10 protein-coding genes are annotated in these 11,422 nt (G+C 68.4%); 6 read left to right on the top strand and 4 right to left on the bottom strand.

Annotated elements, in window-relative coordinates; genetic code table 11:
* Window positions 1-32: 32 nt before the first annotated feature.
* Complete coding sequence (locus EV648_RS16805) at window positions 33-1,058, bottom strand: LacI family DNA-binding transcriptional regulator (protein ID WP_132291720.1); 1,026 nt, start codon at window positions 1,056-1,058, stop codon at window positions 33-35.
* Between the two features lie 234 nt (window positions 1,059-1,292).
* On the opposite strand from EV648_RS16805, the gene EV648_RS16810 reads away from it, so the two are divergent.
* Complete coding sequence (locus EV648_RS16810; protein ID WP_132291723.1) at window positions 1,293-2,372, top strand: ABC transporter ATP-binding protein; 1,080 nt, start codon at window positions 1,293-1,295, stop codon at window positions 2,370-2,372.
* Window positions 2,373-2,516: 144 nt separating this feature from the next.
* Here the strand turns inward: EV648_RS16810 and EV648_RS16815 are convergent, their stop codons facing one another.
* Window positions 2,517-3,530 (bottom strand): glycosyltransferase family 2 protein, encoded by a 1,014-nt coding sequence (locus EV648_RS16815; protein WP_132291726.1) that lies wholly within the window; start codon window positions 3,528-3,530, stop codon window positions 2,517-2,519.
* Window positions 3,531-3,861: 331 nt separating this feature from the next.
* On the opposite strand from EV648_RS16815, the gene EV648_RS16820 reads away from it, so the two are divergent.
* Window positions 3,862-6,387, top strand: a complete 2,526-nt coding sequence (locus tag EV648_RS16820; protein WP_158294004.1) for a YfhO family protein — start codon at window positions 3,862-3,864, stop codon at window positions 6,385-6,387.
* Here EV648_RS16820 and EV648_RS16825 read toward each other — a convergent pair.
* Together EV648_RS16825 and EV648_RS16830 are read right to left on the bottom strand one after the other, a co-directional pair.
* The gene (locus tag EV648_RS16825) at window positions 6,380-7,369 is read right to left on the bottom strand and encodes an ABC transporter permease subunit (RefSeq protein ID WP_132291732.1); all 990 of its coding nucleotides are present in this window, start codon (window positions 7,367-7,369) and stop codon (window positions 6,380-6,382) included. The genes EV648_RS16820 and EV648_RS16825 overlap by 8 nt on opposite strands.
* On the bottom strand, window positions 7,366-8,370 hold the full coding sequence (locus EV648_RS16830; protein ID WP_241995266.1) for an ABC transporter ATP-binding protein: 1,005 nt from the start codon (window positions 8,368-8,370) through the stop codon (window positions 7,366-7,368). Before EV648_RS16830 ends, EV648_RS16825 begins: the two co-directional genes overlap by 4 nt.
* Window positions 8,371-8,547: 177 nt before the next feature.
* Here EV648_RS16830 and EV648_RS16835 point away from each other — a divergent pair, with 177 nt between their 5' ends.
* The 4 genes from EV648_RS16835 (at window position 8,548) to EV648_RS16850 (ending at window position 11,412) form a co-directional block, all read left to right on the top strand.
* Window positions 8,548-9,018 carry a nuclear transport factor 2 family protein gene (locus EV648_RS16835; protein ID WP_241995268.1) on the top strand — a complete coding sequence of 157 codons (471 nt, stop codon included), beginning with the start codon at window positions 8,548-8,550 and terminating at the stop codon, window positions 9,016-9,018.
* Between the two features lie 743 nt (window positions 9,019-9,761).
* Window positions 9,762-10,079: a metal-sensitive transcriptional regulator gene (locus tag EV648_RS16840; RefSeq protein ID WP_241995270.1), complete on the top strand. Its 318-nt coding sequence runs from the start codon at window positions 9,762-9,764 to the stop codon at window positions 10,077-10,079.
* Between the two features lie 98 nt (window positions 10,080-10,177).
* Window positions 10,178-10,414: a heavy-metal-associated domain-containing protein gene (locus EV648_RS16845; protein ID WP_132291738.1), complete on the top strand. Its 237-nt coding sequence runs from the start codon at window positions 10,178-10,180 to the stop codon at window positions 10,412-10,414.
* Complete coding sequence (locus EV648_RS16850; protein WP_132291741.1) at window positions 10,411-11,412, top strand: hypothetical protein; 1,002 nt, start codon at window positions 10,411-10,413, stop codon at window positions 11,410-11,412. The genes EV648_RS16845 and EV648_RS16850 overlap by 4 nt, the downstream gene beginning before the upstream one ends.
* The last annotated feature ends 10 nt before the right edge of the window (window positions 11,413-11,422 follow it).

Raw genomic sequence — 11,422 nt, forward strand, 5'->3', positions numbered from 1 at the left:
TGTTTTTGCTCCTGGCTCTTCCAACCCGTGCGCTACACCTCGCGGTGGGGGCCGGTGGTGCTGCGGACTACCAACTCTGGGCGGAAGAGGAATTCTGTGTGGGGGGTGGTGTGGCCGCGGACCTCTTCCAGGAGGGATTGGACTGCGGCGAGCGCCATGGCGTTGACGGGTTGGCGGACTGTCGTCATCGGTGGGTCGGTGAACTCCATCATCGGGGCGTCGTCGTAGCCGACTACCGAGATGTTGTCGGGGACTGCGAGGCCCCGTTGGCGGGCGGCTCGGATGACGCCTAGCGCCATCATGTCGGAGCCGCAGACGACTGCGCTGACGCCGACGTCGAGGAGGCGCTGGGCCGCGGCGGCTCCGCCTTCGACGCCGAACATGCTCAGTTCGACCATCGAGTCGACCTCGGCGTCGTTCAGGCCGAGCTGGGCCTTCATCGCGGTGCGGTAGCCGGCGAGTTTGCGCTGTACGACGATGAACCGCTCCGGCCCCGAGGCGAACCCGATCCGGCGGTGGCCGAGGGCAACCAGGTGGGAGACGGCGAGTTCCATCGCGGCCGCCTCGTCGGAGGAGACGAAGGGTGCCTCGACGCCCGGCAGCCAGCCGTTCACGAACACCACGGGCAGCTTGCGGTCCACCAGCGACTGGTACCGCGCGTGGTCCGCGCCCGTGTCGGCGTGCAGCCCGGAGACGAAGATGATGCCGGACACCCCGCGCTCGAGGAGCATCTCGACGTACTCGTCCTCGGTGGCGCCGGACGGCGACTGGGTGCACAGCACCGGGGTGAAGCCGCGCTGCGACAGGGCGGACTCGATCACCTGGGCGAAGGCCGGGAAGATCGGGTTGATCAGCTCGGGCATCACCAGCCCGATCAGGCCGGCCGAGCGGCGCCGCAACCGGGTCGGCCGCTCGAAGCCGAGCACGTCCAGTGCGGTCAGCACCGCCTGTTTGGTGTCCTCGGCGACACCTGGTTTGCCGTTCAGGACCCGGGACACGGTCGCCTCGCTGACCCCCGCCTTGACCGCGATGTCGGCCAGCCTCGCTCTACTGCTCACGGCGGCACCCTACCCACCGATCGTTGTTCTTGCAGCAAGATGCTGCAAGATCTTGCAGACTCCCGTCGCGCCCAGTCTGCGCGGAACTGTCCACCAGGTGAACAGTACGGACATCTCACACGCCGTACACCTTGTCAGGAGCTGCCGCTCAGGTGAGGATGAACGCACCCCCGCCCGGGGGCCTTTACTCGGATCGTCCGGCACGTTCCTGCCGGTGAAGGAAGGTACACAGTCATGGCTACTGTCTCGTTCAAGGCGGCGACCCGGGTCTACCCCGGTTCTGAGACGCCCGCCGTCGACAAGCTCAACCTCGAGATCGAGGACGGCGAGTTCATGGTGCTCGTCGGCCCGTCGGGTTGCGGCAAGTCCACCTCGCTCCGGATGCTCGCCGGCCTCGAAGAGGTCAACGAGGGTTCGATCTACATCGGCGACCGCGATGTCACCCACCGCCCGCCGAAAGAGCGGGACATCGCGATGGTGTTCCAGAACTACGCTCTCTACCCGCACATGTCCGTCGCGGACAACATGGGCTTCGCACTGAAGATGCAGGGTGTCTCCAAGGATGACCGCGCCAAGCGCGTGATGGAGGCCGCCAAGCTCCTCGGCCTGGAGGAGTACCTCGACCGCAAGCCGAAGGCCCTCTCGGGTGGTCAGCGTCAGCGTGTCGCGATGGGCCGCGCGATCGTGCGTAACCCGCAGGTCTTCCTGATGGACGAGCCGCTGTCGAACCTCGACGCCAAGCTGCGGGTCCAGACCCGTACGCAGATCGCCGAGCTGCAGCAGCGTCTCGGCGTCACCACCGTTTACGTCACCCACGACCAGGTCGAGGCCATGACGATGGGCGACCGGGTCGCCGTGCTGAAGGACGGTCTGCTCCAGCAGGTCGACACCCCGCTGAACCTGTACGACCACCCGAAGAACAAGTTCGTGGCCGGCTTCATCGGCTCGCCCGCGATGAACCTGCTCGACGCGGACCTGGTCGACGGTGGCGCCAAGCTGGGTGACTACACCGTCCCGGTCGAGCGGTCGCTGCTCGCCAAGGCCGGCAACGACAAGACCCTGACCCTGGGTGTGCGGCCGGAGGCCTTCAAGGTCGCCGACCAGGGCCTGCCGGTCAAGGTCGCCGTGATCGAGGAGCTCGGCGCCGACGCGTTCCTCTACGGCACCGCCGAGCACAACAACGAGCACCAGCAGATCGTCGCCCGGATCGACGCCCGGATGAAGGTCGAGAAGGGTTCGACCATCCACCTGGCAGCGGAGCCGGACAAGCTGCACCTCTTCTCGGCCTCCACCGAGGAGCGCCTGACCGCCTGATCCCCAGCGGATCCGGTACTGCGTACGCCGGCCCCGGGTGGCTCGTCCACCCGGGGCCGGCGTTCGTCTTGTCCCCGGCTGTTCCTCGTGCCCGGTGAGGGGCGTCACGCAGTACGGCGGGGCCGCGGGCGGTTCGGAGTACGGTCAGTCGGTGCGGTCGAGGCGGTCGAGGCGGTTCTGGTCGCGGCTCTCAAGCTTGTAGGTCGAGGTGGCCGCGCCGCCGATCACCACCCCTGGCGGAGTCAGGTTGCTCTCCTTGATCAGGTAGTGCGGCCGGTGCTTGGTCTCGTAGTAGATCCGGCCGATGTACTCGCCGATCACGCCGAGCATCACCATCTGGATCCCGCCGAGCCCGACGATCGCGGCGATCAGGGTGACGTATCCCGGCATCTTCACGCCCTGGGTGGCCGCGACCCCCACCACCCAGATCGCGTAGAGGACGGCGATCGCGGTGAGCCCCAGGCCGAAGTAGATCGCCACCCGCAGCGGCTTGTTGTTGAACGAGAGCAGCCCGTCCAGCCCGTACTCGAACAGCTTGCGAAAGGTCCACCGACTCTTGCCGGTCTCGCGCTGCACGTTCTCGTACTCGAAGACGACCGACTCGAAGCCGATCCAGGCGAACAGGCCCTTGGAGAACCGGTTGTACTCCTCCAGCTTGAGCAGCCCGTCGACCGCCCGGCGGGAGATCAGCCTGAAGTCGCCCACCCCGTCGACGAGTTCGACGTCGGCCCAACGGTTGATCAGCCAGTAGTACGTCCGGGCCGCGATCCGCTGGCCGGCCGGAACACCGGCCCGGGTCCGCTTCGCCACCACCTGGTCGAAGCCGCGGGCGTGCAGTTCGAGCATCCGGCTGATCAGTTCGGGTGGGTGCTGCAGGTCGGCGTCCATCAGGATGACCGCGTCGCCGCCGGCATGCCGCAGGCCCGCGAGCATCGCCGATTCCTTGCCGAAGTTGCGGCTGAAGGACAGGTAGCGCACGGCGTGGTCCGCGGCGGCGATGCCGAGGATCGCGTCGAGGGTGCCGTCGCGGCTGCCGTCGTCGACGTAGATGATCTCGTACGGCTCGCTGGTCGCCTTCAGTTCACGGCTGACCGCGTCGTGAAAGCGGGCGAGGACCTCGACCTCGTTGAAACACGGAACCACCAGCGTCACCCGCATTGCACTCCTCGCTAGTCCTGTCCGGTTCGATGCGTCCTGCAGGCTTGGGTCCGGAGGCTGAGGCGATGGGCGGAAGGGAGATCTCCTTACCCAGCGCGGAGTGTAGCCTTGCGCGGACACACAACGACCGGTATCGGCACGACGCTTCGGGCAAGCGGGGGGCGCGTGCTCGAGTCGACCCGGGGGGCGATCCTTGCATTCCGACGACGGCGATGTCCAGCCGCCTGCACCACCCAGCACCGCCGCCGCAACCACCGCCACGCGGCCTCGCGCCGCCACCCCCGCAGCGGACTCGGCGGCCGACTCCCCTATTCCTCCGTCTGTCGGCCCGGTGGCCGCGAACGACTCCTCAGCCCGCGTCCGGAGTACTGCGGCGGCGGCCTTGCTCGCCGCTTTGCTGACCGCGGCCGGGTTCTGCGTGGCCGGGATCATCCGTGGCACCTACCCGTTCGGCTCGGCGTCGCGCAGCACGAACGACCTCGGCGCGCAGTACGTCCCCGTCTACGCCCATCTCTGGGACATCCTTCACGGCCAGGCGCAGGGCGACCTCTTCTTCAACTGGCAGAGCGGATTCGGTGTCGGCTTCTGGGGTGACTTCGGCGTCGTCCTGGGCAGTCCGCTCTCGCTCCTGGTGGCGCTGTTCCCGCGGGACCAGATCGACCTCGCCGTCTTCGTGCTCACGACGCTGAAACTGGCGCTCGCGGCGGCCGCGATGGTGGTTCTGCTGCGCAAGATGCGCCCCGGTCCGGCCTGGCTGGCCGCGGCGCTCGGCGCGTCGTACGGGATGTGCGGGTGGGCGATCGACGACGCCGCCTACGTGCCGATGTGGCTCGACGGACTGATCGCGCTGCCGATGTTCTGCCTGGTCGGAGAATGGTCCCTGCAAGCACTGACCCCCGGTGGGGTACGGCGCACGAACCGTCTGCTGAGCGTGCTCGTGATCGGCCTGTTCTGGTTCTCCAACTTCTACACCGCCTACATGGCAACGATCGCGGGCGGCCTCGTGCTGCTCGCGCGGGTGCTCACCAGCGACCTGAGCTGGTTCAGGCGGCTGCGAGTGCTGCTCCGGCACGCGGTGTCCGTCGTGCTTGGTATGGCTCTGGCGGCGCCGCTCCTGATCCCGGTCTTCACCGCGAACAGCGAAGCGACCACGTCACCATCGGGCTTCTTCACGCCCCTTCCGCTCGACAAGTTCCTGTCCCGGCTGATGCCGTTGTCGGAAGGTGTGGGCGCCAGCGCAAGCCTGTACGTCGGAACCGCGGCGCTGCTGCTGGCCCTGACACTGCCGTTCAACGGGTCCCTCAAGGCGATCACCCGGGTGGTCTGGACCGCGACGGTCGTGCTGCTCGGAGCGTCGTTCCTCTGGTCGCCGACGCAGATGTTCTGGCACGGGTTCGACACCCCGAACGGCAGCCAGTACCGCGAGGCGTTCGTGCTCTGCGGCGTGCTGGTGATCGTGGCCTGGCTGTCGTCCGCGGATCGTGCGCCGAGCCCGATCGCGCTGGGCGGCGCCGCGGCCTTGCTCGTCGCGCTCGCCCTGATCAGCCAGGGCAGTCCGTTCCTGACCTCGGGCAGTGTCGGCATGCTCGCCGCCGCGGGCGGTCTGACCATCGCGATGATGCTGACCTTGTGGCTGATCAGACGCCTCGGCAACCGTGGCTGGTCCGGGCTGCCGGTCGTCGCGGCGGTCGTGCTGGTGATCGTGGTCGGCGTGGAGACCACACTGAGCGCAGTGGTGATGGATGAGCAGCGAGCCAAGTTCCTTTCGGCATCGGCGCCCGCTTGGGGACCACAGCAGACCGAACAACGCGACAAGATCGTCGCTGCGTCCGACTGGCCGGAGTACCGCACCGACCCCGGCACGAGGACCACCCCGAACGATCCGATGCTGCTGGGCGGGCAGGGAGGCGGCCTCTACAGCAGCCTGCTGCCGGCGAGTCTCCACGAGACGCTGAGCGGCCTCGGTTTCGGCTGGGCGGGCTTCGGCCGCGCGTCCTACGCCCTCGACAACCCGGTCACCGACGCCATCTTCTCCATCGGCGCGGCGATGCATCGCGACGACGACCTCACCCGCGTCGACGCCCCGCCCTTGGTGACGGTCCGCCCCGGCCCGGCCCCCGACGTACCGTTCACCAGCGCGTACGGCCTGCAGGAACGACTTCTCGGCGCCCAGGTGTACGACGTCCCGGCGTACCGCGGGAGCCTGGTGGCCCCCGGGCTGCTGACGCTGAAGGCGCGGTGTCCTGTGCGGTCCACCGTGTTCCTCAACTTCCCGCAGGTCGGCGGCCAGGCTCGACTGGCGGGCGGCGAGTGGCAAGCGCTGACGGCCTCGCGCCGACCGAGGACCACCACCAGCAGCAAGATGGTGGAGCTCGGCAAGACACCGGCCTCGGGAGAGGTCCTGATCGACCTGCAGGTCGTCGCCGCTGTCCGGGGGGCGATCACACCGCGGGGTGCGCTGGGCTGTCTCGATACCGCCAAGCTGGCAACCGCCGTATCCGGCCTCCGAGCGACCGGCGCCACGCACGTAGAGGCGGGCGGACGCTCGATCTCGGCGACGCTCAAGCCCGGCAGTACCGGGGTGGCGGTGATCGCCGCGCCCGCGCTGCCCGGCTGGCTGTGCGTCAGGGATGGCGGGAAGCCGGAGAAGCCGACGAGCTTCGGCGGTCTGCTCTCGGTGTCGCTGCCCGGACCTACCGAGCGAGTGAGCTGCGAGTACTTGCCGCCGGGCCTGGGAATCGGCCTGGCAGCAGGAGGCGGCGCGCTGCTGATCACGTTCGCTCTGGTGCTCGCGGCATGGTCCCGCAGACGCCCGAGCGCAAGCGCCGAAGAACCCCCGACGCAGGGCGCTAACTGATGTCGCGGCTAGAGAAGACGAAGGCGCCGAGTGCGACCAGGACCACGGTGACGACGGCGAGATACCAGGCGCCGTGCTCGAACGTCAGCGTCTTCGTGATGGTGCTGCAGCCGTAGCCGCCGTCGCTGGTGGGCTGGCAGTTGTCGATGTAGTACGTCGCGTCGTGCTGGATCCAGGCGTCGAAGTTGAGTTTCACCAACCAGGGTTGGAGTTTGGTGAGGAAGCCGCCGAACACGCCTTCGACCAGGACGATGTAGCCCATCGCCACCCCGATCGCGGCCGCGGTGTGCCGGAGCAGCAGTCCCACCACTCCCCCGAGCGCGGCGCCGACGGCCGTGACCAGCACCCCTCGGCCCGCTTGCGCGGTGAGATCACCCCAGACCTTGCCCGTCGTACCGGCGGTGATGCCCACCTGGTCGATGATCAGGAACGTGCCTACCAACAGCATCGCGTAGACCACCACCGCCACCGGGACCATGCCGATCGCGGCGGCCAGCAACTTGCTGCCGTACACGCGCATCCGGCGTGGCTCGAACGTCAGCCAGTTGCCGATCGAACCGCTGCTGAATTCCGCGCCGACGAAGCTCGCGCCGATCAGGAAGGCGGCGAACACCAGCAGGTACGACCCTCCGAGCAGTTGCTCCGGCATCACCTCGGCGAAGACGGCCCTCGGCTTCAGGAACTGGTCGATGGACGGGCCGTTGGTCTGGCAGTACACCTCGACCGGGTCCTTCGGGTCGGGCATCGTCGCATAGTCCTCCAGGCACCGCTTCGTGTACTCCGCGCCGTGCAACTCCCAGTCCTTCGCAGCGATCTCGTACTGCGCTTGCGCCTGCCGCCGCTGGTCCTCCGACTCCGGCCGGGCGTTGTTCCAGGTCGCGACCAGCACGATCGCGGTGATCAGCAAGACCCCCGCGACGCCGATCAGGGTCAGCCGACGGGCCACCAGCCGGCGCAGTTCGACCCCGCTGAGCCGGATCATCGGGTGCCTCCGAGGCCTTCGTCGGCGGTCAGTTCGAGGAAGACGGACTCCAGGTCGGCGCGGACCGGGATCAGCTCGGACACGTACAACTCCTGCTGCGCGAGGCGCCTGGTCACGTCGGCCGGATGCTCGGCGCCGTCCACGAACAGGTAGTTGCCCTCGGCCCGCACCGTGAGCCCGGCAGCGGCCAGGATCCTGGTCGCGGCCTCACGTTGCGCCGCCGGGTCACCGAGCGGGCTGTCGATCGGGCTGTCGATGGCGACCTTCACGGTCGTCCTGCCACTGCCGCCGATCACCTCCGCAACGGTGCCGGAGGCAAGCAATCTGCCGTGGCCGATGATCGAGACGGTGTCCGCGACCTGCTCCACCTCGGCCAGGATGTGGCTGCTGACCAGGACCGTCCGGCCCTGCTCGCCCAGGCCCCGCATGGTCTCGCGGATCTCCCGGATGCCGGCCGGGTCGAGGCCGTTGGTGGGCTCGTCGAAGATCAGCAGCTCGGGCTCCTTCAGCAGGGTGGCCGCGATCGCGAGCCGCTGCTTCATGCCGAGCGAGTAGGTCTTGAACTTGTCCTTGCCGCGCTCGCCCAGCGAGGTCTCCTCGAGCACCTCGCCGACCCTGCCGCGCGGCGCGCCGATCGCGTCGGCCAGCAGTTCGAGGTTCTTCCGGCCGCTGAAGGTGGGGAAGAACTTCGGCGACTCGACGATCGCGCCGACCCTGCCGACGACATCCGGCAGGTGCTCCGGGACGACCTGGTCGAACACCATCATGGTGCCGGCGTCGGCGCGGACCAGGCCCAGCAGCATCCGGATCGAGGTGGTCTTCCCGGAGCCGTTCGGACCGAGAAAGCCGTGCACGCCGCCGACCGGCACCTCCAGGTCGAGGCCCTGGACCGCGACCACCCGCTTGCCGCGACGGGTCCGGTAGGTCTTGCGCAAGGCCTGTGTGCGGATCGCCAGGTCCGGCATGCCCACCCCTCTCGACGCCTCCCCGGATCGGGGCATCGCTCATCCTTGCAGAGGCAGACGCCCATCCCGCCGGGTTTGTTGCTGAGCGCACGAGTGGATCGTTCAAGGGGTGGGTCGGGGGTCGCGGGCGACCGGGATCTGGTCCAAGATTCAATGGATACTGTTGACAACGGCCTGCGCCGGGCGCAGGACGCCCCCGACCGAGGAGATGTCGTGAACACTCGACCCCCGCTGCCGCCCTTCACCGAAGAGACAGCGATCCAGAAGGTCCGCGCGGCCGAGAACGCCTGGAACAAACAGGACCCGGAGGCCGTGTCGCTGGCCTACACCCCGGACACCTACTGGCGGAACCGCGACACCTTCGTCACCGGGCGCGCCGAGGTGGTCGAGTTCCTGACCCAGAAGTGGGCCCGCGAGTTGGACTACCGCCTGATCAAGGAACTCTGGGCCTACACCGACAACCGGATCGCCGTCCGCTTCGTCTACGAGTCCCACGACAGCACCGGCCAGTGGTACCGCTCCCACGGCAACGAAAACTGGGAGTTCGACGAGAACGGCCTCATGAAGGTCCGCCGAGCCAGCATCAACGACCAGAAGATCAACGAATCAGACCGCCTCTTCCATTGGGACGCTCCCGGCCCCCGCCCAGAAGACCACCCGGGACTCACCGACCTGGGCCTCTGACTCCGCCCCCAACCGCCGCAGCACCCAGCAGCGCAGGGACAACGGACGAGACATACGGACGGCGCGCGGACGGGCGAGGGCAGGGCGTGGGCGGGTTGGGACGGTACGCGGATCTCGCGGCGAGGCCTGACCTGGGTCGGGGGGTGCTTCCGGGGTGGCGTGTACCTAGCGACAGGTAGAACCGGTGCGCTCGCGGAGATACCAGGCGTGGGCTGCCCGCCTGAGTGGTGGGCGCGGCGACCACCTCCTGTCCGTCGGTACGCCAGCGGCTCCCGGGGTGGGTTTTCGCTCCGTGGGTAGTGGGTTCGCCTGGGCGCATCGTGGTGGTGCCGATTCGGTGCCGGCGCTGGCGGTTGTTCGCCCACTGCCGGTTTGTTGGCCGGCTGACGGGTTTGGTCTGCGGCGTGTGGCTCGTTTCGGGGTCCACTGGCGGGTTGTTCGCTGGCTGGCGGCTTTGTAAGCGCCAGCGGCCGAACAAGCCGTGATCGGGAGACCGGTCGCCGGGCTGGGGCCGACGCGGCACCCACCCGCACCGGCTGCCCGCTCGTCGTGTGCCCAGCCAGGCACCACCGGTCCCGGTCGCGAGAAGGGCCGAGGCCCCCCGCCGACCCGCGAAACCCCGTACAGAAGAATTACCCCCGAGGGGTATCCCTCAAAGGCTTGCCAAGGGATACCCCGAGGGGGTAAGTTCTGACGTGTTGACATACCCCCACGGGGTAGCTGCAGGAGAGAGAGGGACCGCCATGACCACCGAAGAGCAGCCGACCGAGCCGGGCCACGTGCACGGTTACACCGCCGAGAAGTCCAGCCATCTGAAGCGGCTGCGCCGGATCGAGGGGCAGATTCGCGGCCTGCAGCGGATGGTCGAGGAGGACAAGTACTGCATCGACATCCTCACCCAGGTGTCGGCCGCGACGAAGGCACTCCAGTCCTTCTCGCTGGAACTCCTGGACGAGCACCTGTCGCACTGCGTGGTCGAGGCCGCGCAGAAGGGCGGGGCGGAGGCCGAGGAGAAGGTCCGCGAGGCCTCCGACGCGATCGCCCGCCTGGTCCGCAGCTGATCCAGCCAGTTCAGCCACACCAGACACCAATCACCCCGGCACAGAGTCACCTCAACTCAGCGCCGGTGATCCACAAAACACGAGCAAGGAGCACCGATATGACCACCACGACCTACTCCGTCACCGGCATGACCTGCGGCCACTGCACCGCCGCTGTCACCGAGGAGCTCAGCAAGCTGGTCGGCGTCCAGCGGGTCAGCATCGACCTCAACGCCGGTGGCACCTCCGCTGTCCACGTGACCAGCGAGTCCGCCCTCGACGAGTCGGCCGTGCGCGAGGCCGTCGACGAGGCGGGCTACGAGCTGGCCACCTCTTCTCCGGGCGTCACAGCATGACCGGGGCTGTCGCGCTCCGGCTCGGCGCGTTCGCTGGTGCGCTCGCGCTGGCCTTCGCCGGCGCCTTCGCCATCGGCTCCGCGGTCGACCCGATCGCGGCAGCCGACCCCGCCCCGCACGCCGAGAACCCGGCCATGCCGGCGATGGACGAGTCAGGCGAAGCGCATGGCGGCGGACACAGCGATCCCGCGGCACAACCGCCCGGGCTCGCGGTGTCCCAGGCCGGCTACACCCTGGTCCCGGCGACGACGTTCTTCCAGCCGGGCAAGCAGGAGACGCTGAAGTTCACGATCCAGGGTCCGGACGGCAAGCCCGTCACGCAGTACACGCAGACCCACGAGAAGGACCTGCACCTGATCGTCGTACGGCGGGATCTGGCCGGGTTCCACCACGTGCACCCGACGCGGGACGCGAGTGGCACCTGGACCATCCCGTTCACGTTCACCGCGGGTGGCACCTGGCGGATGTTCACCGACTTCCAGCCGGCCGGGCTCGACAAGACGCTGACGCTCGGCACCGACGTGAACGTGTCCGGGCTCTACGTCCCGGTCCCGTTGAACGAGCCGGCCAGCGTCTACTCGGTCGACGGGTATGACGTGACCCTGGCGGGCAAGCCGGTCGCCGGGAAGGAATCCGAGCTCACTTTCCTGATCAGCAAGGACGGCAAGCCGGTCACCGATCTCCAGCCGTACCTCGGGGCGTTCGGGCACCTGGTGTCCCTGCGTGGCGGCGATCTGGCCTACCTGCACACACATCCGTCCGAGGAGGCGAAGGCCGGGATGAAGGGCGGTCCGCAGATCGAGTTCGGTACGACGTTCCCGACGGCCGGCACCTACAGCCTGTTCCTGGACTTCCAGCACGCGGGCAGGGTCCACACCGCCGAGTTCACCGTGAACGTCAGCACCACCGGTACCGCGATCGTCCCGCCGGCCACCTTGCCGAGCCCGACACCGAAGAAGACCACCCCGGGCCACGAGTCCACCCCGCACGGCCACTGAGAGGAGGCTC

The organism is Kribbella sp. VKM Ac-2568, from assembly GCF_004345365.1.
GTDB classification, from domain to species: domain Bacteria; phylum Actinomycetota; class Actinomycetes; order Propionibacteriales; family Kribbellaceae; genus Kribbella; species Kribbella orskensis.

Excerpts from the sequence above, each read along its gene's own strand:
- EV648_RS16815 (WP_132291726.1), bottom strand. The coding sequence starts at position 3,530 with ATGCGGGTGACGCTGGTGGTTCCGTGTTTCAACGAGGTCGAGGTCCTC.
- EV648_RS16840 (WP_241995270.1), top strand. The coding sequence starts at position 9,762 with ATGACCACCGAAGAGCAGCCGACCGAGCCGGGCCACGTGCACGGTTAC.
- EV648_RS16825 (WP_132291732.1), bottom strand. The coding sequence starts at position 7,369 with ATGATCCGGCTCAGCGGGGTCGAACTGCGCCGGCTGGTGGCCCGTCGG.
- EV648_RS16810 (WP_132291723.1), top strand. The coding sequence starts at position 1,293 with ATGGCTACTGTCTCGTTCAAGGCGGCGACCCGGGTCTACCCCGGTTCT.
- EV648_RS16850 (WP_132291741.1), top strand. The coding sequence starts at position 10,411 with ATGACCGGGGCTGTCGCGCTCCGGCTCGGCGCGTTCGCTGGTGCGCTC.
- EV648_RS16845 (WP_132291738.1), top strand. The coding sequence starts at position 10,178 with ATGACCACCACGACCTACTCCGTCACCGGCATGACCTGCGGCCACTGC.
- EV648_RS16830 (WP_241995266.1), bottom strand. The coding sequence starts at position 8,370 with ATGCCCCGATCCGGGGAGGCGTCGAGAGGGGTGGGCATGCCGGACCTG.